Annotated in this window: 28 protein-coding genes and 1 tRNA gene; 12 read left to right on the top strand and 17 right to left on the bottom strand. The window is 39.1% G+C overall.

Annotated features, from left to right (window positions below; genetic code table 11):
- Positions 1-2: 2 nt before the first annotated feature.
- Genes HMPREF9073_RS08870 through HMPREF9073_RS08835 form a run of 8 tightly spaced genes read left to right on the top strand, consistent with a single transcriptional unit; the run spans position 3 to position 5660 of the window.
- On the top strand, positions 3-1178 hold the full coding sequence (locus HMPREF9073_RS08870; RefSeq protein ID WP_009750974.1) for a glycosyltransferase family 87 protein: 1176 nt from the start codon (positions 3-5) through the stop codon (positions 1176-1178).
- The gene (locus HMPREF9073_RS08865) at positions 1144-2070 is read left to right on the top strand and encodes a glycosyltransferase family 2 protein (protein WP_009750973.1); all 927 of its coding nucleotides are present in this window, start codon (positions 1144-1146) and stop codon (positions 2068-2070) included. The genes HMPREF9073_RS08870 and HMPREF9073_RS08865 overlap by 35 nt, the downstream gene beginning before the upstream one ends.
- Before the next feature lie 15 nt (positions 2071-2085).
- A complete protein-coding gene (uraH, locus tag HMPREF9073_RS08860) occupies positions 2086-2490 on the top strand; it encodes a hydroxyisourate hydrolase (protein ID WP_009418816.1) in 405 nt (134 codons plus the stop codon).
- A gap of 11 nt (positions 2491-2501) precedes the next feature.
- Positions 2502-3269 carry a polysaccharide deacetylase family protein gene (locus tag HMPREF9073_RS08855; protein ID WP_009750972.1) on the top strand — a complete coding sequence of 256 codons (768 nt, stop codon included), beginning with the start codon at positions 2502-2504 and terminating at the stop codon, positions 3267-3269.
- Positions 3269-4189 (top strand): DUF535 family protein, encoded by a 921-nt coding sequence (locus HMPREF9073_RS08850; protein WP_009750971.1) that lies wholly within the window; start codon positions 3269-3271, stop codon positions 4187-4189. The genes HMPREF9073_RS08855 and HMPREF9073_RS08850 overlap by 1 nt, the downstream gene beginning before the upstream one ends.
- A 4-nt stretch (positions 4190-4193) precedes the next feature.
- Positions 4194-4910, top strand: a complete 717-nt coding sequence (gene bshB1 / locus HMPREF9073_RS08845) for a bacillithiol biosynthesis deacetylase BshB1 (protein WP_009750970.1) — start codon at positions 4194-4196, stop codon at positions 4908-4910.
- Between the two features lie 7 nt (positions 4911-4917).
- Positions 4918-5109, top strand: a complete 192-nt coding sequence (locus HMPREF9073_RS08840; RefSeq protein ID WP_002673203.1) for a hypothetical protein — start codon at positions 4918-4920, stop codon at positions 5107-5109.
- On the top strand, positions 5109-5660 hold the full coding sequence (locus HMPREF9073_RS08835) for an RNA polymerase sigma factor (protein WP_009750969.1): 552 nt from the start codon (positions 5109-5111) through the stop codon (positions 5658-5660). The genes HMPREF9073_RS08840 and HMPREF9073_RS08835 overlap by 1 nt, the downstream gene beginning before the upstream one ends.
- Before the next feature lie 32 nt (positions 5661-5692).
- Here the strand turns inward: HMPREF9073_RS08835 and HMPREF9073_RS08830 are convergent, their stop codons facing one another.
- The 3 genes from HMPREF9073_RS08830 to HMPREF9073_RS08820 form a co-directional block, all read right to left on the bottom strand.
- Positions 5693-7051 carry a suppressor of fused domain protein gene (locus HMPREF9073_RS08830; RefSeq protein ID WP_009750968.1) on the bottom strand — a complete coding sequence of 453 codons (1359 nt, stop codon included), beginning with the start codon at positions 7049-7051 and terminating at the stop codon, positions 5693-5695.
- Between the two features lie 252 nt (positions 7052-7303).
- Entirely contained in the window at positions 7304-8575 is a 1272-nt protein-coding gene (locus HMPREF9073_RS08825; protein ID WP_009750967.1) for an adenylosuccinate synthase, read from the bottom strand.
- A 9-nt stretch (positions 8576-8584) separates the two neighbouring features.
- Entirely contained in the window at positions 8585-9067 is a 483-nt protein-coding gene (locus HMPREF9073_RS08820) for a Fur family transcriptional regulator (RefSeq protein WP_009750966.1), read from the bottom strand.
- A gap of 104 nt (positions 9068-9171) precedes the next feature.
- On the opposite strand from HMPREF9073_RS08820, the gene HMPREF9073_RS08815 reads away from it, so the two are divergent.
- Positions 9172-11427, top strand: coding sequence for a helix-turn-helix domain-containing protein (locus HMPREF9073_RS08815; protein WP_009750965.1), 2256 nt, complete (start codon positions 9172-9174; stop codon positions 11425-11427).
- A gap of 60 nt (positions 11428-11487) precedes the next feature.
- Here the strand turns inward: HMPREF9073_RS08815 and HMPREF9073_RS08810 are convergent, their stop codons facing one another.
- From HMPREF9073_RS08810 to HMPREF9073_RS08755, 12 genes are all read right to left on the bottom strand, one after another.
- Positions 11488-11994 carry an outer membrane insertion signal domain protein gene (locus tag HMPREF9073_RS08810; RefSeq protein ID WP_009413419.1) on the bottom strand — a complete coding sequence of 169 codons (507 nt, stop codon included), beginning with the start codon at positions 11992-11994 and terminating at the stop codon, positions 11488-11490.
- A 115-nt stretch (positions 11995-12109) separates the two neighbouring features.
- Positions 12110-12589 carry a biopolymer transporter ExbD gene (locus HMPREF9073_RS08805; protein WP_009413418.1) on the bottom strand — a complete coding sequence of 160 codons (480 nt, stop codon included), beginning with the start codon at positions 12587-12589 and terminating at the stop codon, positions 12110-12112.
- Between the two features lie 14 nt (positions 12590-12603).
- Positions 12604-13218, bottom strand: a complete 615-nt coding sequence (locus HMPREF9073_RS08800) for a biopolymer transporter ExbD (RefSeq protein ID WP_009413417.1) — start codon at positions 13216-13218, stop codon at positions 12604-12606.
- A 6-nt stretch (positions 13219-13224) separates the two neighbouring features.
- On the bottom strand, positions 13225-13653 hold the full coding sequence (locus HMPREF9073_RS08795; RefSeq protein ID WP_009413416.1) for a hypothetical protein: 429 nt from the start codon (positions 13651-13653) through the stop codon (positions 13225-13227).
- Positions 13654-13682: 29 nt separating this feature from the next.
- Positions 13683-14414 (bottom strand): MotA/TolQ/ExbB proton channel family protein, encoded by a 732-nt coding sequence (locus HMPREF9073_RS08790; RefSeq protein ID WP_009413415.1) that lies wholly within the window; start codon positions 14412-14414, stop codon positions 13683-13685.
- 64 nt (positions 14415-14478) lie between these two features.
- Positions 14479-14566, bottom strand: a tRNA-Ser gene (locus HMPREF9073_RS08785).
- Between the two features lie 69 nt (positions 14567-14635).
- The gene (locus HMPREF9073_RS08780) at positions 14636-15664 is read right to left on the bottom strand and encodes an asparaginase (protein ID WP_009413414.1); all 1029 of its coding nucleotides are present in this window, start codon (positions 15662-15664) and stop codon (positions 14636-14638) included.
- On the bottom strand, positions 15651-16784 hold the full coding sequence (locus tag HMPREF9073_RS08775) for a 1-acyl-sn-glycerol-3-phosphate acyltransferase (RefSeq protein ID WP_009413413.1): 1134 nt from the start codon (positions 16782-16784) through the stop codon (positions 15651-15653). Before HMPREF9073_RS08775 ends, HMPREF9073_RS08780 begins: the two co-directional genes overlap by 14 nt.
- 71 nt (positions 16785-16855) lie before the next feature.
- Positions 16856-17617 (bottom strand): TatD family hydrolase, encoded by a 762-nt coding sequence (locus HMPREF9073_RS08770; protein ID WP_009413412.1) that lies wholly within the window; start codon positions 17615-17617, stop codon positions 16856-16858.
- 133 nt (positions 17618-17750) lie between these two features.
- A complete protein-coding gene (locus HMPREF9073_RS08765; protein WP_009413411.1) occupies positions 17751-18965 on the bottom strand; it encodes a DUF6051 family protein in 1215 nt (404 codons plus the stop codon).
- A gap of 62 nt (positions 18966-19027) precedes the next feature.
- Complete coding sequence (locus HMPREF9073_RS08760; protein WP_009413410.1) at positions 19028-20623, bottom strand: RagB/SusD family nutrient uptake outer membrane protein; 1596 nt, start codon at positions 20621-20623, stop codon at positions 19028-19030.
- Positions 20624-20631: 8 nt separating this feature from the next.
- Positions 20632-23709, bottom strand: coding sequence for a SusC/RagA family TonB-linked outer membrane protein (locus tag HMPREF9073_RS08755; RefSeq protein ID WP_009413409.1), 3078 nt, complete (start codon positions 23707-23709; stop codon positions 20632-20634).
- Positions 23710-23972: 263 nt separating this feature from the next.
- Here HMPREF9073_RS08755 and greA point away from each other — a divergent pair, with 263 nt between their 5' ends.
- Genes greA through HMPREF9073_RS08745 form a run of 3 tightly spaced genes read left to right on the top strand, consistent with a single transcriptional unit; the run spans position 23973 to position 25052 of the window.
- Complete coding sequence (greA, locus tag HMPREF9073_RS08750) at positions 23973-24446, top strand: transcription elongation factor GreA (protein ID WP_034555703.1); 474 nt, start codon at positions 23973-23975, stop codon at positions 24444-24446.
- A gap of 47 nt (positions 24447-24493) precedes the next feature.
- On the top strand, positions 24494-24634 hold the full coding sequence (locus tag HMPREF9073_RS15955) for a hypothetical protein (protein WP_009410099.1): 141 nt from the start codon (positions 24494-24496) through the stop codon (positions 24632-24634).
- A 31-nt stretch (positions 24635-24665) separates the two neighbouring features.
- On the top strand, positions 24666-25052 hold the full coding sequence (locus HMPREF9073_RS08745) for an HIT family protein (protein ID WP_009410100.1): 387 nt from the start codon (positions 24666-24668) through the stop codon (positions 25050-25052).
- 83 nt (positions 25053-25135) lie between these two features.
- Here the strand turns inward: HMPREF9073_RS08745 and trxA are convergent, their stop codons facing one another.
- Both trxA and HMPREF9073_RS08735 read right to left on the bottom strand, forming a co-directional pair.
- The gene (trxA, locus tag HMPREF9073_RS08740) at positions 25136-25456 is read right to left on the bottom strand and encodes a thioredoxin (RefSeq protein WP_034555701.1); all 321 of its coding nucleotides are present in this window, start codon (positions 25454-25456) and stop codon (positions 25136-25138) included.
- Positions 25457-25563: 107 nt separating this feature from the next.
- Complete coding sequence (locus tag HMPREF9073_RS08735; RefSeq protein ID WP_009413406.1) at positions 25564-26364, bottom strand: DUF4476 domain-containing protein; 801 nt, start codon at positions 26362-26364, stop codon at positions 25564-25566.
- Positions 26365-26589: the final 225 nt, after the last annotated feature.

The following is a 26589-nucleotide window of genomic DNA, read 5'->3' as shown; positions in this document are numbered from 1 at the left end:
CAATGCTGAAAAGACTATTTGCAAATTACCGCTTTATCACAATACTATGGTTTGCCCTTGCGCTGGCGACTGTAGTGCAGAACGTATGGATAGCAGGCAAGTTCAACAACTACCTAATTTTTGACGGGGTATTTTGGCATACCTTCAAGCAATTGCCCTTATACCTCCCCTATCCTGACGAGTATTTTGATACAAACCATTACGGTATCTTATTCAGTGCGGTTATCACTCCTTTTGCCTTGTTACCCAAGTGGATAGGTTGTACTTTGTGGATAATGGCAAATGCAGCTTTCTTATATTGGGCAATTAGGCAATTGCCTCTCTCTAAAAAGGCAATTATAGCGGTACTGCTCATTGCTGCTCACGATATGTATACCGCAGCAGCTATGCAGCAGTTCAATATCAGTGTGATAGCACTATTAGTAGGTGCTTTTGTGTTTATAGAACGCAGGCAGAGTCATTGGGCAACCTTGTTCATTGTAATAGGCACACTCACTAAACTCTACGGCATTGTAGGCTTAGCATTTTTCTTCTTTGCTAAGGACAAATGGCGATTTATTTGGTCAGGGTTATTTTGGCTCATCGCTTTATTTTGTTTGCCAATGCTCTACTCTTCACCCGATTATGTAGTTTCACAGTATTTTGATTGGTATGCTTCTTTGGCTGAAAAGAATGTATCCAACCTAAATACCACCATTTACAACCTGCAAAACCTATCACTTTTAGGTTTTTTACAACGCACAGGCATTTATAACAACAACAGTATAGTCATTCTCATCGGGTTAGGGCTATTTGCGCTACCTTATTTACGCATTCGGCAGTATAAAAATCTCAATTTTAGATTGCTTTTATTAGCTTCAGTGAGTATTTTCCTCTGTTTGTTTAGTACAGGTACTGAAAATAGCACTTATGTAGTAGCTTATGTGGGAATTGGGATATGGTTTATGGTAAGCGAGCTTCATCCTAAACTCAAAATCACTCTATTGGTATTGGCTATGTTAGGCTCGTTATCACCTACTGATTTATTCAAACCGCTGAAAGAACCTTACATTATCCGATATTCACTAAGAGCTGTACCCGTAACCTTGGTTTGGCTTGCAATAGTGTATGAAATGTTATTTATTCAGGTAAGAGATAAGAAAGATGAAAACAATAGAAATAATAGTACCGTGTTATAACGAAAGTGAAAATATACGTCCACTATATGAAGCTATACAGAGTGTTTTTGCTGAAAAACTCCCTGATTATAGCTATACTTTACTTTTTGTAAACGACGGTAGCAGCGATAATTCTCTTGAGGTGCTCAAATCTTTAGTTGAAAGTGATGTGCGCGTGAAATATCTATCGTTTTCGCGTAACTTTGGTCACCAATTAGCAGTAAAAGCAGGATTAGACCACTCGTTTGCTGATGCTGTTATCTCTATGGATTGCGATTTGCAACACCCTCCTGCCCTTTTACCCGAACTCATTGCCAAATGGGAAGAAGGCTATCAAGTAGTGGCAACTTTGCGCACCTATCCCGCTGATACCCCTAAAAAGAAACAAAAAAGCTCTCAACAGTTTTACAAACTTCTCAATCTGCTTTCGGATATAGAAATCAAAGAAGGTTCAGCTGATTTTAGACTCTTAGACCAATCGGTAGTAGAGGTTATTCGCTCTATGAAAGAGAACGAACCTTTCTTGCGAGGCATCGTACCTTGGGTAGGATTCTGCCAAACTTACATCCCTTATACTGCGGCTTCTCGTTTTGCAGGTGAAAGTAAATACACGGTTAAGAAGATGCTACAATTAGCAATTACAGGCGTTACTGCTTTCAGCATCAAACCCTTATATTTCGCTGTATTTTTAGGCTTTGCATTCTCTGCCCTATCACTATTGTATATTCCTTACGTGATATATGCCTTTGCGAGTGGTACTGAAATATCGGGCTGGGCTTCACTGATTATGACGATTGTTTTCTTTGGTGGGTTACAACTCATCATTTTAGGTATCATAGGTATTTACATAGGAAAAATCTTTAAACAAACTAAAGACCGACCTTGTTATATTATTCAAGAAGAAAAATTGTAAATAAAAACACATAAAATGAGAAATCCGATTCTAATATTGCTAATACTTTTTAGCGCATTTATCCAAGCACAAGAGAAATATCAATTATCAAGTCATATTTTAGATATTTCACAAGGTAAACCTGCTCCAAATGTAAAGATAGCTCTATCTAAGCAAGATAAAAATCAAAACTGGGTGTTGATAGATGAGAAATACACAGATAACAATGGGAGAATTAAAGATTTTTTGAAAGAAGAATCTAATAAAAATAATAATGGGGTTTATAAACTCACTTTTTATATCACTCCTTATTTTGAAAAATTGAAACAAAAAACATTTTATCCCTTTATAGAAGTAGTTTTTGAGATAAAAGATAATCAACATTATCACATCCCGATTACATTATCTCCGTATGGTTATTCTACTTACAGAGGAAACTAATAACTATAAAAATGATTTACCTAAGTTTCGACATAGAAGAATTTGATATGCCCAAAGAATACGGCTACGACATTGCTTTCGAGCGACAAATAGCCATTTCACGCGAGGGGCTTACCGTTATATTAAACCTACTCAAAAAACACAACGCCAAGGCTACTTTCTTTTCAACAGTAGTCTTTGCTCAGCAAGTCCCCGACCTTATAGAGCAACTTCTCAGCGAAGGGCACGAATTAGCCTCACACACTTATTATCATTCCGAGTTTGAGAATGCACACCTCAAAAGCTCTAAAGAGGCTTTAGAAAAGCAATTTGGGTTAACTATTGAGGGATTGCGTATGCCGAGAATGCTCGAAGTAAGTACTGAGGAGGTAAAAAAAGCCGGTTATCAATACAATTCATCAGTAAATCCTACATTTTTACCAGGGAGATACAACAAATTACACGTACCAAAGCGATTTTTCAACGAAAATGGCTTATGGCAAATCCCTACAGCAGTAAGTTGGTTTAGGATTCCTCTATTTTGGTTATCATTTCACAATTTTCCTTTGTGGATTTATAAGTTTTTACTAAATAGATGTGTAGCCTCTACTGGCTATGCTACTTTGTACTTCCACCCTTGGGAATTTACAAATTTACACCAAAAAGAATTTAATTTTCCTGCTTATGTAATGCGTAACAGTGGTGAGCAGATGATAGCACGCTTCGAGCAGTTATTGCAATACATTGATAAAAAAGGCTGGAAAACGAGCCTCTATAAACAATTAACAATCGAGAATTAATGACGACAAGAGAACTACTACACGATGCTTTGGCTTTAACAGAACATAGTTTTGCCAACGAAAATCCTAAATACATCAAAAAACAAAAGAACAAGATACTCTTCCACACTTTGTTAAACATCCCATTTGCTAAAAAATGGTTCAGTTTGATACAATCAGAAGAGTATAAATGGGTGCTTTCACACCGTCCTCGTATTTATTTTAAGCCTTTTAGGGTGTATATGTCTACCAAATGGGGCAAGAAAGAACGAACTAAAGCCTTGCTGAGTTGTTATGCTTTTATCAAGCAACAGCCTTTTTTGACGCGTGTTATCCAAGAAGAAAAGCCTATCAAATTGGCTGAGTTCACAATGAAATACAACGGCGAAAAGGGACAAATATACCTCGGATACAATGAACGTTTCCGCAAAGAGGGGGAATTAGTGGTCTCGTTGCATTGTGATAGTTATCAGGAGGCTATCTGTGAAGCTTCTTTTGTGATTGATAAAGAAAATGAAGAATGGGTATGCCGTATAGGTTGCGTACAGGGCAATAAAGCTACTGAAACTGAAAATGCTATCAAAGAACTACAAAAACAAATGTATGCTCTTCGTCCTAAAGCCCTGATGATATTTATCATTCAGGAACTTAGCAAGCAATTAGGTTGTGCCACTTTGTATGGCGTAGGCAGTAAAATTCAAGCACATAACAAGAAACACTTTATTCATATAGATTGGTTGCACAAACTCAATTTTAGTTATGACACATTGTGGAAAGAAGCCGATGGCACTCCCGATAAAGATGGGTGGTTCAAGCTTCCTATTGAAATGCACCGCAAACCAATGGAAGAAATCAAATCGAGCAAGCGGTCGCTCTATCGCTATAGGTATGAGATGTTAGACAATATTGCAACAGAAATAAAAGAGACAATTAACAAATAACAAGATGAAATTAGATATATTAGCTTTTGGGGCACACCCCGATGATGTAGAATTAGGGGCAGCAGGCACCATTGCCAAAGAGATTAGCTTAGGCAGAAGTGTAGGCATTATCGACCTAACACAAGGCGAATTGGGTACACGTGGCAGTGCTGAAATACGCCACCAAGAGGCAACCAAAGCCAAAGAGCTATTAGGGGTAACCATACGAGAGAATTTGAAGTTTCGCGATGGTTTTTTCATAAATAACGAAGCTCATCAAATGGAGATTATTAAAAAAATACGTCAATATCAGCCCGAGATAGTGCTTTGCAATGCTGTAGACGACCGTCATATCGACCACGGCAAAGGTAGCAAACTCGTGAGCGATGCTTGTTTTCTCAGCGGTTTGCGACGCATCGAAACTACTCTCGATGGCGTAGCACAAACGGCTTGGCGACCTAAAGTGGTGTATCACTATATTCAGTGGAAGAACATAGTTCCTGATTTTGTGGTAGATATTACAGGATTTATGGAAGCCAAAGTGAATGCTGTGTTGGCTTACAGCTCTCAGTTTTACGACAGTAATAGCAATGAGCCCACAACTCCAATTTCTGACAAGAACTTTTTAGATAGCGTTACTTACAGAGCACGCGATTTGGGTAGGCTAATTGGTACAGATTTTGCGGAAGGTTTTACGTGTGAGAGAGTTCCCGCCGTGGAATCTCTTTTTAATCTTAAATAACTGAAAAATGAAATTAATATTATTAACTATTGGTATATTACTGCTATGTGTAGCAGGTATGGCAATTAAGATTTGGGGTAAAAAAGGCGGTAAATTTGCTGGTACTTGTGCGAGCCAAAATCCACATTTAAACCCTGAAGGGGAACCTTGCAGTTTCTGCGGTCGCTTACCCGACGAACAAGAGTGCAGAAATAAATAATGGCAGAAGCACTTGCTGAAAATATAGTCGCTGCAAAAGCAGGTAAACAACGAGCTTTTAGTTGGTTGTTAGACGAGTTTTGGACTGATGTGTACAACTTTCAGCTCAAGCGTGTGAATGATGAAGTTGAAGCAGAGGATATTAGCATACAAACATTTGCTAAAGCATTCGACAAACTCCATACTTACGACGAGCAATACTCTTTCCGCACTTGGTTAATTGCTATTTCTAAAAATATTCACATAGATAACCTGAGGAAGCAAAATGAGTCGCTATTGCACTTAGATCGAGAGGAAAAGCAATCTAAAACGCTGATAGATGAGACCCCCATCATAGAGGATAGCCTCATTATGGAACAGCAGTTCGACTACTTGTTAAAGAGTATAAAACAACTAAAAGAACCTTACCGAACGGCAATACAACTGCGCTATTTGCACGAAAAAAGCTATAAAGAGATTGCCGAAGAGATGCAATCACCGATGAGCAGTGTGAAGATTACTCTGCTAAGAGCTAAGAAAATGCTGGCAGAGATATTAAAGAAAAACAGATGAAGCCTCAAAAGATTTCATCTGTTTTTTTATGTTTATAACGCTACATTTTTGCGGTGAACATCTATTACTTCAGAGATTCCGTTTTCGTCGAAAAGGTTGAGTAGCTCGTCAACCCCTTCTTCTAATTTTAAATCCATTTCTTCTGGATAAATAGGCAAAATACAATAGAAATTGATAATCGTACCATCTTTAGTGTGTAACTTTAAGAAGTCTTGTGGTGCCGATAAGTAAGGGGGCATCAGCAGGATACAACCGAAATCGGTATTGGCAATAGGTTCAGCATCGGGGCCGTTGGGGATAGTGTGTCCTTCAGCCATCCACGTTTTGTACTGATGCGGGAAACGCGCTATCATCTTGAGGAAGTACACAGGCCAATAGTTATCATCGTCTTTAAAAGCTTCATCGCTGATAGGCCAATCGGCAGGAAGGTAGACCATTAGCTCAGCGTGGCTGTAGTCGTTCGGATTTTCCAAGCCTTCGGGCAAGTACATAGGATAATCACTCATACCGGTAGTGAAGAGCACATTATAAGGCGTTTCGGGGGTAGGTTTGATCCAATGTACATCTATATGCACATATTCTGAGAGAATTTCGTGGAATACGCTGTCTATTTTGCCGATATATTTTTCAAAATGGTCACAAATTTCGTCCATATACACACAAGTGCGGTCAGGCAATACAAAATTGCTTCTGTCTTTTTCGGAATAGTTATAAACGTTAGAGCCTCCTTCTGAGACATAATCGGGAGTAGGGGCGAAAATATTAGGCAAATCATCTTCTTCGTTATAATCAATAGCATCGATGAGCGAGTGCATTTCGTTATCGTAATACACGATTCCTTTTTCAATATCGTCAGTAAGAAATTCGAGCCAATCTTCCATAGAGTCGTAGTGTAAATCCATAAATGAATCTTCGATAGAATCGAGCACTAAGTCTATTTCGCCTATTTGTCCAACAACACCTTCTTTATCGGGGTCAAGGTCGATGAACATAAAGCGTGCTCCATTGGAGAGGAATGGAATCCATTTAGGGTTATAAAATTGGTTTTTTAACACTTCATCCCAACACATATCAATGGCTTCTTCTTTATCGAAGTGAAGAGATTGCCAATTAGGAACGCTTTGCAATTGTTCTAACCAATGTTGTTGCGTGCGTTTGATTTCTTCTAAGGGTATAAAGCGCAAACCATCAAGGAAGAAGACATCGTTTTCACCTTCTTTTTGTCCGTTGAAAGTTTGGTATAATTGTTTTACCTCTGCAGGGAGGGCAATGCCCATTTCAGCTTCAAATTCAGTTATTTGTGACTCGGACACCCCTTTGTTAAGACTTGCGATAAGAGGAGTAGCTTGATCGAGGATAACGTCTAAGAATCGTTTGACTGTTTTTTCCATAGTTGTTTTTATACAATTATTTTTTCGCTACAAATGTACAACTTTTCATTTAGAAAGCAAAGAACTTTCATATTTTTTTGTTTTTATTTTTAATATTAAAAATATTTCACCTTTGCCTAATAATTATCTTAAATAATAAAAATTCATCTCTTATTTCAAGAAAATCGTTTGAAGGTTTTGACTTCATCAAATAAGTGGTAACTTAAAAACACAAAAAAGGCTATTCATTTGCGAACGAATAGCCTTTTTTTATTATCTCATAATGGTTTGTGTTCTATCAGGTCCTACAGATACTACTTTGATAGGCACTTCTAATTCTTTTTCTAAGAAACTGATGTACTCTAATAGTTCTTTAGGCAGTTGCTCGTAGGAGTTGAGCTGGGTGAGATCTTGACGCCAACCTTTGAGTTCGGTATAGATAGGGGTTACGTTCTGTTCTTCGATATTATAAGGCAGGTGCTTGATTTCTTTTCCTTTATAGAGATACGAGGTACATACTTTTAGAGTTTCAAAACCGCTGAGCACATCGGCTTTCATCATTGTGAGTTCGGTTACTCCGTTCACTTGTACAGCGTATTTGAGGGCTACCAAATCGAGCCAACCACAACGGCGGCGGCGCCCTGTTGTAGCACCAAACTCTCGACCTACTTGAGTCATTGTTTCGCCTATTTCATCGAAGAGTTCAGTAGGGAAAGGCCCGCTACCCACACGGGTTGTATAGGCTTTGAAAATACCTATCACCTGACCGATGCTACGAGGTGCAACACCTAAGCCTGTACAAGCACCAGCAGCGGTGGTATTAGAGGAAGTTACAAACGGATAAGTACCAAAATCGATATCGAGCATAGAGCCTTGAGCACCTTCAGCAAGTATTTTTTTACCTGCTTTGAGGGCTTGGTAGAGGTATTCCTCACTATCAATAAATTGAAACTCTTTGAGTACTTTCACAGCCTCGAAAAACTCAGCTTCTAATTCTTTGAGGTTATACTGTATATCTACCTTGTAGTTTTCGAGCATTTCTTCGTGTTTATCGGTGAGATTGCGATAGCGTTCGTTGAAATCGGAGAGTTCTATATCGCCTACACGCAAGCCATTACGACCTGTTTTATCCATATAAGTAGGGCCTATTCCTTTGAGGGTAGAGCCTATTTTTGCTTTGCCTTTAGCAGCTTCGGAAGCGGCATCTAAGAGGCGGTGGGTAGGTAAAATAAGGTGCGCTTTTCGCGAAATCAGTAAGTTTTTTTTCAGATTGACTTCATAAGGAGCGAGTGCTTCTATTTCTTTTTTGAAGATGATAGGGTCTATCACCACCCCATTACCGATGATATTTACGGCACCTTGGTGGAAAATACCCGACGGAATGGTGTGTAACACGTGCTTGATACCATTGAACTCGAGAGTATGCCCCGCGTTAGGTCCTCCTTGAAAGCGTGCAATGATATCGTAGTTTTGAGTGAGGACATCCACGATTTTACCTTTTCCTTCGTCTCCCCACTGAAGACCTAATAATAAATCTACTGCCATTTTGTTTGATTATTTAGTTGTACTCTCTTTGGATTCAGGTTGTTGGGTATCAGTTTTGCGTGTACCGTAGAAATAAAGAGAGTGATTGGTAATATTGATATTAAATACTTCTTCTATTGTTTTTTGTATAGTTTGGATGCGCGGGTCGCAGAACTCCATAATTTCACCTGTATCGGTAAGGATAATATGGTCGTGCTGACGATCAAAATACGATTTCTCGTAGTAAGCTTGGTTTTGCCCGAATTGGTGTTTGCGCACCAAACCACATTCGAGAAGTAGTTCGATAGTGTTGTAGAGGGTTGCACGACTTACGCGGTATTTCTTTTTCATATTGGCATAGAGTGTTTCTATATCAAAATGGTCGTTATACTCGTAAATTTCCTTTACAATAGCGTATCGTTCAGGGGTTTTACGATGCCCATTATCCTCTAAGTATTTGGTAAGTACCTTTTTAACAATTTCTAAGTTTTCTTCTGATGTGGGTGTATTCATAGTTCAACTTGTAATCTTTTGTGGCAAAGGTAGTTTATTTTTTTTATATTGCAAAATATTTTATACTTTTGTGCTCATAAAACTATATCAGCCCAAACAAGAGTATGGAAGAGCGCATTCTTACACTTATCAACGAAACCAATAGAAATATATTTTTAACAGGGAAAGCAGGGACGGGAAAGACGACTTTACTACACAAAATCATAGAAACCAGCTATAAAAATACGGTGGTTGTTGCCCCCACGGGGATAGCGGCACTCAATGCGCGCGGGGTTACCATTCACTCGCAATTTCAGTTACCCTTTGCTTCATTTTTACCTACTTTTGACAGCCCGCCTATTGCCAATGAGTTTTTTAGATTTGAAAACCGACAATCATTAAAAAAACACTTTCAAATGCATCGCAACAAGCAGCAAGTTATCAAAAATATGGAACTGCTAATTGTAGACGAGGTGAGTATGCTACGCGCCGACGTATTAGATGCGATGGATTTTATGATGCAATTCATTCGCAAAGATAGGCGACCTTTTGGAGGTGTACAGGTGCTCTTCATAGGTGATTTGCTACAATTGCCTCCTGTAGTGAAACAAGAGGAATGGGAGGTGCTAAAGCATTACTACACAGGAATGTACTTCTTTCAATCACAAGTTATCAGCCAGTATCCACTGTTGTATATAGAGCTTGAAAAGATATATCGGCAAACCGATGGGGTGTTCATTTCTATACTCAATCACCTAAGAGACAACAAGCTCACCCAAGAAGATTTGCGACAATTGGCTTCACACGTGCGACCAGAGTTCGCTAAACAACACAAAAACGAGTACATCACCCTCACCACTCACAACCACAAAGCCGATATGATGAACCAAGAGGAATTAGAAAAACTTACCTCTCCCCTATTCAGTTACGAAGCTGATGTGGTAGGCGATTTTCCTGAATATCTTTACCCTATTGAGAAAGTTATTCAGTTAAAAGAAGGTGCCAGAGTGATGTTTATCAAGAACGACCCCTCGGGAGAACACTTGTTTTTCAACGGAAAAATGGGAACCGTGGTAGCTCTTGGTGAGAAGGAAGTGAGCGTTGCTTTAGACGACGGCATCACTATTGATGTAGAGCGTTACGAATGGGAAAACGTGCGCTACAAAGTGAACGACACTAGCAAAGATATTGAAGAAGAACGCTTAGGCACTTTCACTCAATACCCTTTGCGATTGGCGTGGGCGATTACGATACACAAAAGTCAAGGGCTCACTTTTGAAAAAGCAGTGTTAGACCTGGCGAGTGTATTTGCTTCAGGGCAAGCATACGTAGCGTTCTCACGCTTACGTTCGTTGGATGGGTTAGTACTCTTGTCGTCGGTAACACAAAACGGCATTGACAACGATGAAAAAGTAATAGACTACGCCGACAACAAAGCTACTGAAGAGGAAATGCTACAAGCCTGCCGTGAAGGGAGAATAGACTTTTTGAGAGAATGCATACTCAAAACTTTTGATTGGCAATCTCTTTTAGAAGAATGGTACACCCATAGCCATAATTATATAGGTGATTTAGGCAACAAAAACGCCTATAAAAGCTGGGCAATGCAACAATACGCACGAGTGAAAGCGATGGTTGCTGTATCAGAGAAATTTAACAAGCAATTATTAGGATATTTCCAAAGTCCTACCCCCATACCAACCATTTTTGAAAGAATACTGAAAGCCGTCGCCTATTTTAGTCCGCTATTAGAAACAATATGGTACGAGTTGTTATATGTAGAGACCAAAGTAGCAGGTTTAAAGAAAGTAAAAGAGTTCAGCAAAGAGCTGAAGGAGTTAGACGACAGTCTCACAGAAGTTATTAAGAAACTGTTTCGTTTAGAACAGATGGTAGTATTACTACAAAGCCAAACGCCTTTCAGCAAAGAGAATATACAGCCCAAGAAATTAGAAGCAATGCGCTTTAGACTGATAGAACGCGTACTCACTGCCCTAAAGAACGAACAGCTATTTGCAAATCCGCCTAAAGTAGGCATTCCTGAAGAGAAGACTAAAAAAGATAAGAAAGAAAAGATTTCCACTTATGATATTACATTGCAATTATGGCAACAGAACAAAACGGTAGCCGAGATAGCCAAAGAGCGTATGTTCACAGAAGGGACTATTTATGGGCATTTAGCCAAGCTGATAGAAAGAGGTATTTTATCAACGGAAATTATAGAAGCAATTTTCACCACTGAAGAGATTAATGAATTGGAAGCACTTTTTGAAAGTGAAGAAGATCTAAGCACCATAAAAGGTATTTATGAGAAAGCGAATGAAAAATATGATTATGGGCGATTGCGGTTGTTTAAAGAGTATTTTTTAAGTAAGAGATAGAGAGTTTTATAATCAACTTTGCCAAAGTCTTTAGACTTTGGCAAAGTGTATAAGTGGTTTTTAGAATCTATAGGTAACCCCTACTTTGAAACCAGCAGCAGCAAAGGAATTGTGTTCTACAAAAAGTTCAGCATTTACACCAAAGTTTTTGTTAAAGAAGTAACGACCCCCACTTTGCAAGCGCAATGCAAAGCCAGAATCGTAGTAAGGAGTCCAATCTCTATAATCGGAGTCGTTAGACCAACTGTAATAGCCTAATGATAGCCCCCCATATAAATCTACATTGGAAGGGATTCCTTTGATGTGTTCGCCAAAGTGATAATTACCATTAGCTAAGAAGCCTACACTGGTATATCTTACATTACTATAAGTTCTGCCGCGGTAAAAAAGTTCACCTCCGACAGATATTTTATCGGCAACACCGAAATCGGCGGCGGCATATACCATAACACCAGGTCCTGAGATACCTACCCCTCCGTTGATTTGAACATCACCAGGTTTAAAAGATTGTGCAGAAGCTACTCCTGCTGTGAGGAGCAAGCCAAAAAATAAGATAATTTTTCTCATAAATATTTACTATTAAAATGTTTCAATAGTGCAAAGGTAATATTAATTTTGAGAATAACAAAAAAAGACACATAGATTTATGTGTCTTTTTTATGATAGAAAGTTTAAAATGTTTCTATTTTTGATTCAAAGGAGAACCTTGACGAGCGATATAGTTGAGTTTCAAAGCATTTATTTCTTGTAATTGCTCACGGATATCACTCACGAGCCCCATATTAGTATCAGCATCTACTTTCAAGGCGGTGATATAAACATCTTTAAGGGCGTCGCGCAAGCCTTCACGATAGTTAAGGATATAGTGGCTTACTTCTGAAACGTCAATAAATTTATCATTTACCTGAATTTTGGCATTAACCCCGAACTTAGATTGATATTTAGGAAGGGGTTTACCAGCGTAGATATAGACTACAGGGTCTTTTTTATCTAATTTTTGAATTTGATCGGCTACGGGCAACTTATTTTGCACCATCAAGTCACTATCTTTTGATTCTGTTACAGTCATAAAGAAAAACAAAAGCATAAAGATAATGTCAGGCAAAGAAGCCGTAGAAACAGGAGGTACTTCACCACTTTTCTTTTTAGTAAATTTTGACATATTCTCTTTAATTTTTAGTGCTTTTTAGGCGCGGTTTCTATAAGTTTTCTTGGGAAGCGTTTTTGTAGTTCCAAGATAATAGGTTCAAGGTGGTCTTTACGTGCTTGAGGAGTACGAGCCGCATTGAACTCTTCTTCAATTTGAACATAAGGAACCTCATTAGGGAATTTCTTTTGACGTTCACGTTCGCGTAGTTCGTTATAAGCTGCGATCAATTCATTTTGTACAGCTATATAGGTTTTGTACGAAGTTTCGCGGTCGTTACGCAAAGAGATAACAGCTTTATCTGGGTTATCAGAAGACAATGGATCTTTTTTACCTTTACAGTAATTACAAGAGAGATCACCATTGTTATCCAAGAAGTCAATAGCTGTTTGTTTAACGTCTTTAAGTTCCTTCAACTGGTTGTTTATTAACAACTGATTGTTTTTATTCACTACCCCAACCAATACGTTTTTCTCTTTTACTGGTGGAGGTGGAGGCGTATTTTCTTGTGGTTTAGGAGGTAGTTTTACAGTGATCCCTGTATTGCTTTCGATAGTAGTTGTTACCAAGAAGAATATCAACAAAAGGAAAGCGATATCGGCCATAGATCCTGCGTTTACCTCAGGTATTGAACGTTTTGCCATAATTTTTTATCTCATTAGTGCTTTTTTCACATTGGAAGCGATAAGTGCTACAACGGCAGCGGCCACCAATATATACAAAGCGATTAGACCTGTGCTTGTCCATTTTCTTACAGATTCGCTGGCTTTTTTCACTTCTTCACTAGCGTTAGCTTCAACAGCTCCTGAAGAGAAGATGTAGGCTACGAGGAGAATGACAACAAAACCACCTGTATAGATAAGCGTTTTTTTGAGTGCTTTTGGTGAAGACAAGATATTTTGTGCTGCTGAAATCACTACTGCAACGAAAGCAATAGCTAATAATATATAGGTAAGCACAAATAAAGCTTGCATAGCACCATTATTAGGGTCTTCGGCATTAGTAGAAGATAATACTCCCCATAGGATTACCCCAATGACACCTAAAGCAAGAGCTACATATTTTGCTATTTTATACATACTAAAATTTGTTTAATGGGTGAGTAAAATTATTTAATTTTTCTTGCTACTAAGAGGTCGATAAGAGAGATAGAAGCATCTTCCATATCGTTTACGATAGCGTCGATTTTAGCGATAATGTAGTTGTAGAATACTTGGAGGATCATCGCAACGATCAAACCGAACACGGTAGTAAGCAAGGCAACCTTGATATCACCAGCGATCAAAGAAGCATCCAAACCACCAGCAGAACTAATTTTATCAAAAGCTTCAATCATACCGATTACGGTACCCATAAACCCTAACATCGGAGCGATAGAGATAAAGAGGGAAATCCAAGAAACGTTTTTCTCTAATTGTCCCATTTGGACACCGCCGTAAGATACCACTGATTTTTCGACCATATCAATACCTTCACCAGCGCGGTCTAAACCTTGATAGAAGATAGAGGCAACAGGGCCTTTTGTATCGCGGCACACTTCTTTAGCAGCTTCAATACCTTTGCTATCGAGGGCTTGTTCGATGTCGGCGATTAATTTTTTAGAATTGGTAGTTGCCATATTGAGGTAAATAATTCTCTCAATAGCTACTGCCAAACCAATGATCAAGCAGAGCAAGATAGGCGCCATATAGGCAGGCCCCCCTTCGATGAAACGCTCTTTAAATACTTGGTGGAGCCCTTTACTTTGTTGTGCTGCATCAGCGGCTTCCTGAGCACTAACCATAGCTACGTTTAAAATTAACATTGCTACTAGAAGTAGCTTAGATGACATTTTTTTCATTTGTTTAATCTTTTAATTTGTTAGTTGATAATTTAATGTTTAATAATATTTTTTAGAAAGAAAGCAGAGAGGAAGGGATTCGAACCCTCGATACGCTTGTGGCGTATATACACTTTCCAGGCGTACTCCTTCGACCACTCGGACACCTCTCTTTATGCTGTTTCTGAATGCCAAAGTAACAAAATATTTTTTTATCTCGCAAGTTTTTTCTTAATTTTTTGCTAAATTTCTCCAGCTATATTTTCTTCAAACTTGATTTTGAACATTTTAGGAGAAATATTTTTTCTAAGTAAAAGCATTAATTTTGTGATTGCTGACTCGGTTGTGAGGTCTTTTCCGTCTATGATTCCCATCTTTTTGAGGGCTTCACTTGCCTCATATTTGCCCATCATCACGCTACCTCCGGAACATTGGGTTACATTCACTATGTATATTCCTTTATCAATTGCTTTTTGCAAACTTTCTACGAACCAGCTATCGGTAGGGGCGTTGCCTGATCCATAGGTTTCGAGTACTACCCCTTTGAGATTAGGAATATTAAAAAAGTCATTGAGCACGGCGGGGGTAATTCCTGGGAACATTTTAAGAATAGCTACATCAGTTTCAAAATCTTTCCAGACTTCTAAGGTAGTGCCTTGCTTGCGCGGCAGGAGGTTTTCCTTCATCACCTTTAGATGTACGCCACTCTCTACCAATAATGGGTAGTTGAGAGAGGCAAAGGCTTGAAAGCGTTCGGCATTTATTTTAGTTGTGCGATTGCCGCGATAGAGTTTGTACTCGAAATAGAGTCCTACCTCTTGTATTACAGATTTTCCATTTTCTTTGAGGGCTGCCAACTGTATGGAGGTAATAAGATTCTCTTTGGCATCGGTGCGCAGGTCACCTATGGGGAGCTGAGATCCGGTAAAAATCACAGGTTTGGTAAGCCCTTGTAGCATAAAGCTCAAAGCTGAAGCTGAATAACTCATTGTATCGCTACCGTGGAGCACTACAAAACCATCGTAGTTGTTGTATTCCTTTTCAATGACCTCAGCGATTTCAATCCAATGTTGAGGGTTCATATCGGAGGAGTCGATTACTTTTTGAAAGGAATGTACCGAAATATTACAATCTAAATGAGACAATTCGGGGATGCGTTTATAGAGATTATCGAACTCGAAAGCGCGCAAAGCCCCCGTTTGGTAGTCCTTTATCATTCCGATAGTTCCTCCGGTATAGATGAGGAGTACTTTTGAGTTATTGGTTTCCATCGAATTTATTCTTTACAGGATTGGCGTACATTTCTAAAAATTTTTCTTGAGAAAGGTCTTCAGATTTGCTTCGGTTGTTCATTCGTCGTTCAAACTGTCTAAATTCTTTTTCGTTGTAGCAATCTTTATATATAGAGGTGTTGTTGAGCAAATCATAAGCAATGTAATTGGCGGGGAACAATTTGTACTGTTGATGGATAGCGCGGTCTAAGCACTCAGCTAAGGCTTGTAGTTGTTTGTTCAGGTGTTGATGAGCAGCTTCTATAGTATCGATTTGTTCATAAAAAGGTTGCCCTACTGAGATATGTACACGTCCTTTTTGTCCTATCAGCCCTTGAATGATGTTCTCAAAATCTTCTTTTTTAGATTTCACGTACTCTACGCCGTTGTGTTGAGCGATGAGTGCGGGCAACTTCAGTACATCGGTGGGGTCGAACTCATAGGAGATAGACATAGGCACGATGTTGAGGGTTTTGAGGTATTGCAGAGGGGTTACGCTTTGGGGGGTATTGAGGGTAAGCATTTTCAAGACGCCTTGCTGGGTGCGGTCATCACCGTTTTTGGTACGCCCTTCGCGTTGGGCAATCCACACATTGCGATGTTCTTCACTGATGCAGTGATGTATATACTCGGATACCAATTTAGAGTGTTCTAAAGCCTCACGAGGGGGGAGACTTCTATATATAACAATGTTTCTGTTGAGCATTGCCAATATTTTGAGGTATTTTTTTTTGAGTAGATTGTCGCCCATAGCCGAAGCGGTCATTGAGAGATGATTGTCGTGCAAAGCAACATTTAGCAAAGAAGTATCTAAGATAATATCGCGGTGGTTAGAAACGAATACATAACCTTTTTTAGGATCTAAAGCACTAAAGCCATCGCAAGTAAACTCGGTGATACTTTTTTCAATTGCTTTAGTCACCACTTGGTACATTATATCCACCTGAAAATCGGATACTTTTTGGCAAGCGAGGAGTCTTTCCACTCGCTGTGCAGGCGTATCTTCAGGAAATGCATAAGCCATCATTGCTTGAATCAAAGGGGTATCTTTGATTTGTAACAAGGCTTTAGGCACTTCGTTATCATTGAAGGGGCGTATAGATTTGAAATAATCGGTCATTTCAGTGGTTTTGTATGCTTATTCTTTGTATACGAAAGGCAAAGTAACGAAATATATTTGATAACACCTAATTAAATGTTAAATATTTTTGTAGCATTGATATCGGTAAGGCGGATTATCTCACTTTCTGGAAGTTGATATATATCCGATAATTTTTCTACAACTTTCACAATATAAGCACTTTCGTTACGCTTTCCACGATAAGGTACGGGCGCCAAATAAGGGCTGTCGGTTTCCAAAACTATATGACACAAATCAATATTTTTTAAGAATTGGTCGATTTTTCCATTTTTAAAAGTTACTACTCCCCCTATTCCTAAATGCAATCCGTAACTGATAGCGCGATGGGCTTGCTCTTCTGTGCCCGTAAAGCAGTGGAAAATACCAAAGAGGTCGTCACTTTTTTCAGTTTCTAAAACCTCAAACACTTCGTCGAAAGCCTCTCGACAGTGAATAACAATAGGCAACTGATGTTTTTTAGCCAACTGTATTTGCCAAGCGAAAGCCTCTTGTTGTTCTTTGAGAAAGGTTTTATCCCAATAGAGGTCGATACCTATTTCGCCTATCGCACAAAAAGGGTGCGCAGACATTAGGGCTTCTACGTGAGCGAGTTCTTCTTTATAGTTCTCTTTCACACTACAAGGGTGCAAACCATTCATCAGGGAAACATAGTTGGGGTATTCATTTTTTAGTTGGAACATCCGCTGGGTATAACTCGCATCGATAGCAGGAATAAAGCAATGGGTTACGCCTGCTGCTTTTGCGCGAGCCATCATCTCGGTACGGTCGAGATCAAATTCTTCTGAGTATAGATGGGTGTGAGTATCTATCATTTTATTAGTCGTTAGGGTGAGAGGTGCGATCCGCACGGGCGAAAATGAGAGCTATGGGAGGTGCGAGAGCTGTGAGAATTTGTAATATTTTAGTCCCTACCTCTTTTTAACTCTTACCTCCTAACTCTTAGTCTTAGCTATTATAAAACGCTGCTGCTGATGTTACGAAACGATTAAAGGCTTCGGTTACTTGCGGGGCATTTTTGGTGGTGAGGGCAAAGGGGTTCATATGAGTATAAGGATAATCGTAATCGTCTATCTGTACCTCTATATTGATATTGCGATAACCGCCCTTTAGGGTATTGAGAGCTTCGATAGGAGGTGTTACTTCATCTTTTTCTAATACTAAGGCTTTGATTTGATTTTCAAGTTGTGAAAAACGTTGTTCACGTTCTTTCTGGTAATAGTTATAGCGCAACATCGTTTTGAACCAGCCTTCATCAAAATGAAGCTCACTATCTTGATAATGCCTTAGGCGATCGTCGTTCTTGAAGTTGGTACTCAGTAACTCGGCAAAGGTTTTTTGCATCGTTATGGCAGCACGACCGTCCATTATGTATTTAGAAATAGGGAACATACGGTCGATGGTCATTCCCCCGCAGAAGCAGAAGAGTTTGGCATTAGCAAAATATCCCTTAGGGTTTGCCATCATCAGTATTACTGAGAGGAAAGAGCCTATAGAATAGCCAAAGAGGTCTACTGTAGCAGTTGGGGCAATGGTAGGAAAAACTCCCGCCTTTAGATCGGTGATGAACTGCACTATATCGTTATAGGTTTGCAAACCCGACCAAAATAGTCGCTGAGGAAAAGCATCTAAACGTGTAGAGGTCGCTGCATTCACATAGGAAGTTTCGGAATTATCAGGAAACTCACTCATACGCTTTTGAGCAATAGCGTACATCTCTTGGCGAGAACTCCAACGCTCAGGGGCACGACTCATATGAAATGCTATGGGGAAGAGCACCACAGCTTTGCCTGTTTGTGTTGCCAAACCATAAGCCCACGGGAGATATTTATCCCATTTTTTTTCGTTGAGCCCGTGAAAAACAATGATTACCCCGTTAGACTTTTCTGTATGAAGGGGTTGGACGATGTGATATTGGAAGTGGATATTACAATCCACATCATAGTCAGCCCAATGCAAATCGTCTTGAGCATCATTGAGTTGAGAGGGAAACGCTACCTTGTGTTCTTGGCAAAACAAATGCGGACTCCCTGGCAAATAGTGCTTAGCACCTTCTGAAAAGAAGTTGTTATGCAAAATACGAATACCCAATTCAGGCACTTCAGTATCGCGCTGGGTATCGAAAATCTTTTTTAGTTTGTTGTACAATTCGTAATATTCCATAAGATTAGGAGTTAGAGGTTAGGGGTTAGAGGGCACGAGCTACAAGCTCGCGCCAGCGGGGGTTACCAGCCTAGGTTTTGTTGCCAACGCCCTTTCTCGTGATTAATTAATTTCTGTGGGATAGGCCATACCATTTTATAATGACCAGCAGGTAGATTTAATTGAGTAAGTTCGTTAGCAGGAGTATCTAAAACGAGATTGAAAGAGAGGGTTTGTGGAGTACCTCTCTGTACGCCTAATCCCCAACGATTCAAGTCGAACAAGCGGAAACCTTCAAAGCAAAGTTCGCGATTGCGTTCGTTTTGAATGTCGGTAAAAAGGGCGGTACCACTGCTTGTAATATCGTTGGCGGAGGTGAGTCCGCGAGCGTGGCGGAGGGTATTTAGATAAGTTTTTGCTTTAGTTTCATTAGCAGCTTTATAGGCAGCCTCGGCAGCAATAAGGTAAGTTTCGGCTATGCGAAAGAGTGTAGGTTTGTGTCCATAATACAGAAAGAAATCATTTTCAATACTCAACTGTTCATTGCGAGGGTATTTGTTCACTACATAAGCTAAATTTTCGTCGGGGCAGTCGTAAGTAAAGAAGTCGGGCATATCGACTGACAAATCTATTTGTTTTATATACACTGATTTTCGCCAGTCGTTATTATCGAACAAATTAACGAGAGTGCCTGTGGGCACGACATTAGGATCGGCTAAGTAAGGTCGATTTCCACCACATACGGGAAAAGGCGGTACTGCGGGGAAAGGGAAGGTCATATTTTTATCTTCAAAGAGATACAAATCGTTGTGATTAGCAGGTCTTTCGATATTGCTTCCGATAACTCCTGAGGTCAATTGAGTAATCGTTTCGTTAGTAGCATCATTTTTCCAAACAGACTCTAAGTCGGTTTGAGTGTTCACCAAAGGATATTTACCAGAGTTAATAAGATCTTCGGCTACCTGCAAGGCTTGAGCCCAATCGGTTTTATAGAGCAATACACGCGCTTTAAGGGCTTTAGCGGCATCTACTGTAAAAGTGGTCGCCCCTACTCTACCCGTTTGGTTAGAGAGCAAATGTATAGCTTTTTCTATATCGCTTAGAATAAATTGATAGGTATCGGCAAGGCTACTGCGCAAGGGAGCTTCACGGGAGTCCATTTTTTCGATAACCAAAGGCAGACCTAAATCATTAGCAGCATTGGTGGCATTATAAGGTTTGCAAAAATGCGTTACGAGATAGCTGTAACAATAAGCGCGACTCAAAAAAAGTTCACCACGCAAAGGTTTTATTTCCTCTTGATTTTCTTTATTTTCTGTACCTTCTATAGCTGCATTGATATTGGCTATGATGTTGTACTGAGTATCCCATATATTGAGAATATTGCCATTAGAGCTATTCAGTTCACCATAACGTTGAAAATCTCTTATCACATCCCTTCTGTTATTGATTGTTAGGTTCAGATAATCGGCTTGAAGGTCGGTGAGGTACATAGTTTCACCTTGATGATTGTTGCGAATAGCGCTGTATATGTTGTTCAACCAAAAGCGTACTTCTTTAGGGGTGTTGAACGTATTTGTCGCTTTGGTTTCATCATAAGGTTCTTGGTCAAGACTAAAACAGCCGTTTAGCAACAGTGCTACAATTAATAATAAGTATATAGAATTGATTTTTTTCATTGTTTTTTTTATAATTTAAGTTCAACACCTAAGGTATATTGTCGTGTAGGAGGATACCCTCCTATGATACCCATTGTATAATCGGGGTCAACGCCCGTGAATTTGGTAAAGGTAAATACGTTTTGAGCTGATAGTGAGAGCCTAACAGCTTTCACCACTTTCAGTTGATCGATAGTTTCTTGTGGGAGGTTATAGCTAAGACTGATATTTTTCATTCTCAGGTAATCGGCTTTTTCGAGCAGACGTGTATCCATTGTCATCATCACATCGCTATCGATACGGGGTATATCGGTATTATCGCCAGGTTGTTTCCAATAGTTAAAGATATCGGTACTGATATTTTTCACTCCGAAATATCCGGGGTTTAGTAAATCTCGTTTATCTCTATTGATATTGTATTTTCCTAAGGAATAAGAGAAAGTCATACTCAACGAAAAATCCTTATAGGTAATGTCACAACCCAAACCACCATTGATAGGGGCATATCGTTTTTTACCAGTGCTTTGGTCTAAAGCATCGGGGCTATAGACATTGGTAGTTTTAGTATCATCAGTTTGTTTTTCCATTTTATCATCGGCTGCTTGATACCACACTGCATTTCCGTTGTTATCAATTTCTTTAAAGATAGGCATCATCCACTCTATAGGTTTTCCCACTTTATACCCCATATACAAAGCACGGTTGTACGAATAATCCTTACCGTAAGAAATATTAGTAACCTTCTGTTGGTTGTAATTCATATTGAAATAAGGGCGGACAGAGATTTGTTTTTCTCTATTCTGATAGGCAGTGGTAGCCAAAGAGAAGTCAATTCCTCGGTTTTGCATATCACCTATATTATCGGGTATCATCGGGTAACCAAATACACTATTGATATCACGAGAGGAGAGTATTTTGAAAATCTTTCTGTCGTAATATTCGATATTAACAGAAGTATTTCCTGCTTTTAGCACAAAATTTAGCCCGAAAGTGCTTTTGCGTTGTTCTTCCCAATTTAAATTAGGGTTACCGAGCACTTGAGAGAGTTTGAAACTGAGTTGCCCATCATAGAGGTCGGTATTATCGGCACGGGCGAGTATCATATTTCTGTAATCACCTATACGAGCATTGCCTGATACCCCTGTGCTAAAACGCAAGTTCAGGTCGGTAAGCCAATCTATATTTTTTAAGAAACTTTCTTCTTTGAGTTTCCACATTGCTCCTACAGCCCAAAAGTTTTGATAGCGATGGCTTTTTATAAAAGCAGATGAGCCGTCGCGTCGGGCTGATAGGTCTAAGAAATAACGATTGTTATACGAATATTCTAAGCGAGAGAAAAATGAATTGAAAGTGCTGACACTTTTGTTATCGGAAGCATTTTTTTCTTGAGCTCCGTGAGAAAGCATAGTAAATACATCGGAAGGTTGCCCTTGTGAAGAAGCGCTAAATCCATAAGAAGTATTTTCTATAGATTCTTGACCTAACAAGAGGTCGAACAAGTGTTTTTGGCGTATATCGAATTTATATTCCAATAAGTTAGTATAGGTTTTTTGGATAGATTTATTGATATCGCGTCTCACCCGTCCTACCACTTGTGAACCGAATTTATAATCGGTGAAAGATGGCATAGGGGTTTTGGCTTCATTTTCGTATATGTTGTACTGTATCCCCACTTGTGATTTAAAAGTAAGGTTTTTAATAGGTTCAAACACGATGTAACCTATAGGGATAATATCGTCGTTAAAGCTATTGTTTATAAAGTTTTTAGCTATATAATCGGGGTGATAGAAGCCGTTGCGAGTGCCTCTAATGGAATTGATAAACTCTTTAGTTTTTCCATTATTGTCATAAGGAGTATAAAAAGGCAGGGACAAGAGCTCAGAATCTGAGGGGAAAGGATTGGTATAGATAGAATTGTCACTATGCGCGTAGGAGAGCGAAAGCCCTGCTTTGAGCCAATCAGTTAGTTGAGAGTCTAAATTCATCACCACATTGTAACGGTTGAACTTAGTACCACTTCTCATTCCTTGTTGGTTTAAATAGCCCGATGAAATATAGTAAGTAGTATTGTTATTACCACCAGATATAGTGAGATCGGTGCGTGAAGTAGGCACAAAATTGTGATACAACACCTTTTCCCAACGGGTGTTATAAGGATTTTCTCTAAGGATTCTATCGGCTATAGCTGTGGGGTCGGTTTCGGTGTAATTGAGTCGTCTACCCACTTCTACTATTTGATTAGGAGCTTTGAGTAGCCAAAAATCCATATATTCGCGAGGGGTTGCTAATTTATCGAAGTATTTACGAGTTACATTGTTGAGTGCAGAAACCCCCAATTGATGATTGATAGTAATGTTAGTCCGCTCGTTGTATTTACCTCTTTTGGTAGTAATGAGGATCACACCGTTGGCAGCACGAGCTCCATAGATAGAAGTAGAAGCAGCGTCTTTCAATACTGAAACGCTTTCAAAATCAGCGGGGTTGAGCGCCGTCATCACACTGCTACTCACGGGCACTCCATCTACTATATACAAAGGGTCGTTTGCCTGTGCTTGAGCCCCAGCTTTTTCAAAAGCCGAGGTAAAAGAGCTCAGACCGTGAATGAGCACAGATGAAGTAGATCCAGGCGCACCTGTACTGGTAGTTACGACCATACCTGCCACCCGCCCTTGTAGTGCATCAACAACGTTAGCTCCTGGAATTTCGGCAATATCTTTTCCTTTTACTGTAGCAACTGAAGCCACTGTACGACTGGCTACTTTTTTACCACCATAGCCTACTACCACGGTACCTTCGAGCTGTTGTACATCCTCTTGCATAGTAATATTGAGTTCTTTAGTGCTTGCAGTGAGTTTTTTCTCTACCGTTTTCATTCCTAAGAAAGAAAACTTGAGCACATCACCCACATTTGCTTTTAGGGAATAATGCCCTTCAAAATCGGTAGTTGCACCTCGTTGGGTACCTTTCACTAAAATAAAAACACCTAATAAAGGCTCATTTTTACTGTCCTTTACAGTTCCTGAAATTTCAATTTGCTGAGCGCTCATAGTACCTACTATCAGCAAAAAGAGCAACCAAACATAGCTTGGTGATAATTTTCCTCTCATAATTACTTAAAAAATGAGTGCAAAGTTTTCAAAAAAAAACTGAGATATGCAAATTAATTTGGTGATTTGTTAGCCCTGCCTCCGAAAGGGAGTTATCGATTTGTAAGGTAATTTATTTTGAAGATTTGGCAATTTGGCGATTTGATGTTTTATTTTTTGCCATTTCAAAAAAATGTATTATCTTTGCGCCCAGAAATCCTCAGAGAGACTATTTGAGGATTTTTTATTTTTATATAAACATAACAACATCTAAAAAGAATATTATGAAAAAAGTATCATACTACACTGCTGAAGGATTGAAAAAGCTCCGCGATGAGCTCAACCAGCTGAAAGATGTGGAGCGCCCTCGTGCTTCTCAAGCTATTGCTGAGGCACGTGACAAGGGAGATCTTTCAGAAAACGCTGAGTACGACGCTGCTAAAGAAGCACAAGGTTTATTGGAAATGAAGATTGCCAAACTCGAAGAATTGGTAGCTAATGCTCGCATTATCGATGAATCACAACTCGATGTGAGCAAAGTACTCGTGCTTTCAACCGTAAAACTAAAAAACCTCGCCAACAAGATGGAGATTACTTATACGCTTGTAGCAGAAAGTGAAGCCGACCTAAAAGCAGGGAAAATATCGGTAAGTTCACCTATTGGCAAAGGGCTCTTGGGCAAATCAGTAGGTGAAATAGCTGAGATTAAGGTACCTAATGGCACTCTTAAAATGGAGATTTTAGAAATCTCAAGATAGATAAGAGGTAAGAACATATACTAAATATAATTTTTTATTACTAAAATATGATTTTACCCCAATCAGAAGATAAACTTGCAACAAAGCAAGATTTAGCGCAAGCTAAATTAGATATCATAAAATGGGTGGTGGGATTATTTATTACTCTTGCCCTTATGATTATTGGTTTATACTTAAAGATTGGCTAAGTCCTAAAACCTGAACTAACAAATAAAAAAAATGAGTATTTTTACAAAAATTATCAATGGGGAAATTCCTTGCTACAAAGTAGCAGAAGACGATGAGTTTATCGCTTTTTTCGATATCAACCCCAATGCTAAAGGACATACCCTCTGTGTGCCTAAACAAGAAATTAGCTATATTTTTGATATGGATGACGACCATTATCTGCGCTTGATGGCTTTTTCAAAACGTGTAGCCAAAGCTCTTGAAAAGGTAGTACCTTGCGAGCGTATAGGCGTAGCAGTTGTAGGTCTTGAAGTGCCTCACGTACACGTACACCTCATTCCTATCAGCGAGATGAAGGAAATGACCTTCCAACACAAAGTAAAACTTACCGATGAAGAGTTTAAAGCACTTGCGCAGAAAGTAAGAGAAGCGTTTTAGCCTTAAAGAAGACAATACAAAAAAGGCTATCAACAATTACAATAAGTTGTTGATAGCCTTTTTTGTTGTAACACGACAAGCAATTAAGACAATAATCCGTCTAATGCATCGGTGTAGGTTTTTTTAGGAGCTACTCCCACTTGGCGACCTACTACCTCTCCATTTTGAAATACCAATACGGTAGGGATATTGCGAATGCCATATTTAGCAGCAAATTCTTGGTTGTTATCCACATCTACTTTGCCTACTACTACTCTACCTTCGTATTCTTTAGATATTTCTTCTATAACGGGAGCGAGCATACGGCAAGGACCGCACCACACTGCCCAAAAGTCTACTAATACAGGTTGGCTACTTTTAAGCACCAACTCTTCAAAATTTCCATCTGTTATTTCTAATGCCATACTAATATGTTTTTGTATTATTGTTAAATTTGAGGCAAAGATACGATTTTTATCGAATACACAAAGCCTCATAGTAATAGTTTTTCGTTATACTGTTATAACATTCATTATCTACGTACTGATTGCAAGAATTCCGAAAGTTTCTTTTTACCAGAGGGAAAAGTAAATTTAGCTTGCAACTGGTAGTAATTTTGAGGATCCACCACATTGGGGTAGGCTTCTTGAGCGATGATAAATTTATTGTCATCAAAAGAAAGTTCTTCCATCAATTGTCCTACTTGCTCGGTGGTAAATGAGACAATATTTTTTTGAGCGCGAAAGAAAGCGAGTTTGTCTTTATCGAAAGTTTCATCCTTGTACATTTTAAAGAAGTTGTTGAAATCGCTTTGACGCATCATAGGAGCACCTCCATAGCCTCCACCGTATGAGCGATTCCACACGTCATTCCACTGGCGACCGTGATAGGAAGGCTGGTTGTTGTTCAAGCTAATTTCGTCTAACAAATATAAGCCATCACGCGAAAAGAAGTCCATTATCATACGAGTATTGTCGCGCGGGTTAATCGTTACGCGATAGATTAATGTGCGCCCTTGCCAGATACTAAGCGGCTGAGGAGTAGCTGTTACATCAAAAAAGCGGTACATACCCGTAGTGCTGGTAATTTCTTGATCACCTATACTCACTGTAAATCGACCACGTTCAGGAATGCGGATAAACACTTCGGCATAACCACCATTGTAGTCGTATTCCCAATCAATATTCACCGAGATTCCACCACGTCCAATCACAGCACGTGCTTGTTTGTTTTGGTGGTACTCATTTTGTAATAAACGTCCAGCTGAGCCTACTTCTTGAGCCCAACTTACAGAGGCAAGAGCCCCTAAACATAGTAATAATAACTTTTTCATAAGGTATATAGTATTTTATTGGCAATAGGTAGCGAAATTCGTGCCAAAGGCATTTTTTAGGTAAGAGATAAGAGGTAAGAGATAAGATTTTGTACTACAAATATTAATAAAGAGATTGAACAAAAATAGATTAAGTGATATTTAACAATAATTTAACATCAATAAAAGGATGAATTTGTATCTTTGCACTGTTGAACTAATAAAAACAATGTAAGCAAATGAAAA

The sequence above is a fragment of the Capnocytophaga sp. oral taxon 326 str. F0382 genome, from assembly GCF_000318295.1.
GTDB classification, from domain to species: Bacteria; Bacteroidota; Bacteroidia; order Flavobacteriales; family Flavobacteriaceae; genus Capnocytophaga; species Capnocytophaga periodontitidis.
The sequence above is the reverse complement of the archived record's forward strand: the minus strand, read 5'-3'. Positions and strand labels throughout refer to the sequence as shown.

Coding starts and splice junctions, on each gene's coding strand:
- HMPREF9073_RS08830 (WP_009750968.1), bottom strand. CDS start 7,051: ATGGAAAAAACAGTCAAACGATTCTTAGACGTTATCCTCGATCAAGCT.
- HMPREF9073_RS08760 (WP_009413410.1), bottom strand. CDS start 20,623: ATGAAAAAAATCAATTCTATATACTTATTATTAATTGTAGCACTGTTG.
- HMPREF9073_RS08840 (WP_002673203.1), top strand. CDS start 4,918: ATGAAATTAATATTATTAACTATTGGTATATTACTGCTATGTGTAGCA.
- bshB1 (WP_009750970.1), top strand. CDS start 4,194: ATGAAATTAGATATATTAGCTTTTGGGGCACACCCCGATGATGTAGAA.
- HMPREF9073_RS15955 (WP_009410099.1), top strand. CDS start 24,494: ATGATTTTACCCCAATCAGAAGATAAACTTGCAACAAAGCAAGATTTA.
- HMPREF9073_RS08735 (WP_009413406.1), bottom strand. CDS start 26,364: ATGAAAAAGTTATTATTACTATGTTTAGGGGCTCTTGCCTCTGTAAGT.
- greA (WP_034555703.1), top strand. CDS start 23,973: ATGAAAAAAGTATCATACTACACTGCTGAAGGATTGAAAAAGCTCCGC.
- uraH (WP_009418816.1), top strand. CDS start 2,086: ATGAGAAATCCGATTCTAATATTGCTAATACTTTTTAGCGCATTTATC.
- HMPREF9073_RS08825 (WP_009750967.1), bottom strand. CDS start 8,575: ATGGCAGTAGATTTATTATTAGGTCTTCAGTGGGGAGACGAAGGAAAA.
- HMPREF9073_RS08855 (WP_009750972.1), top strand. CDS start 2,502: ATGATTTACCTAAGTTTCGACATAGAAGAATTTGATATGCCCAAAGAA.
- HMPREF9073_RS08870 (WP_009750974.1), top strand. CDS start 3: ATGCTGAAAAGACTATTTGCAAATTACCGCTTTATCACAATACTATGG.
- HMPREF9073_RS08765 (WP_009413411.1), bottom strand. CDS start 18,965: ATGGAATATTACGAATTGTACAACAAACTAAAAAAGATTTTCGATACC.
- HMPREF9073_RS08815 (WP_009750965.1), top strand. CDS start 9,172: ATGGAAGAGCGCATTCTTACACTTATCAACGAAACCAATAGAAATATA.
- HMPREF9073_RS08755 (WP_009413409.1), bottom strand. CDS start 23,709: ATGAGAGGAAAATTATCACCAAGCTATGTTTGGTTGCTCTTTTTGCTG.
- HMPREF9073_RS08810 (WP_009413419.1), bottom strand. CDS start 11,994: ATGAGAAAAATTATCTTATTTTTTGGCTTGCTCCTCACAGCAGGAGTA.
- HMPREF9073_RS08865 (WP_009750973.1), top strand. CDS start 1,144: ATGAAAACAATAGAAATAATAGTACCGTGTTATAACGAAAGTGAAAAT.
- HMPREF9073_RS08795 (WP_009413416.1), bottom strand. CDS start 13,653: ATGTATAAAATAGCAAAATATGTAGCTCTTGCTTTAGGTGTCATTGGG.
- HMPREF9073_RS08790 (WP_009413415.1), bottom strand. CDS start 14,414: ATGAAAAAAATGTCATCTAAGCTACTTCTAGTAGCAATGTTAATTTTA.
- HMPREF9073_RS08800 (WP_009413417.1), bottom strand. CDS start 13,218: ATGGCAAAACGTTCAATACCTGAGGTAAACGCAGGATCTATGGCCGAT.
- trxA (WP_034555701.1), bottom strand. CDS start 25,456: ATGGCATTAGAAATAACAGATGGAAATTTTGAAGAGTTGGTGCTTAAA.
- HMPREF9073_RS08745 (WP_009410100.1), top strand. CDS start 24,666: ATGAGTATTTTTACAAAAATTATCAATGGGGAAATTCCTTGCTACAAA.
- HMPREF9073_RS08820 (WP_009750966.1), bottom strand. CDS start 9,067: ATGAATACACCCACATCAGAAGAAAACTTAGAAATTGTTAAAAAGGTA.
- HMPREF9073_RS08775 (WP_009413413.1), bottom strand. CDS start 16,784: ATGACCGATTATTTCAAATCTATACGCCCCTTCAATGATAACGAAGTG.
- HMPREF9073_RS08805 (WP_009413418.1), bottom strand. CDS start 12,589: ATGTCAAAATTTACTAAAAAGAAAAGTGGTGAAGTACCTCCTGTTTCT.
- HMPREF9073_RS08835 (WP_009750969.1), top strand. CDS start 5,109: ATGGCAGAAGCACTTGCTGAAAATATAGTCGCTGCAAAAGCAGGTAAA.
- HMPREF9073_RS08850 (WP_009750971.1), top strand. CDS start 3,269: ATGACGACAAGAGAACTACTACACGATGCTTTGGCTTTAACAGAACAT.
- HMPREF9073_RS08770 (WP_009413412.1), bottom strand. CDS start 17,617: ATGATAGATACTCACACCCATCTATACTCAGAAGAATTTGATCTCGAC.
- HMPREF9073_RS08780 (WP_009413414.1), bottom strand. CDS start 15,664: ATGGAAACCAATAACTCAAAAGTACTCCTCATCTATACCGGAGGAACT.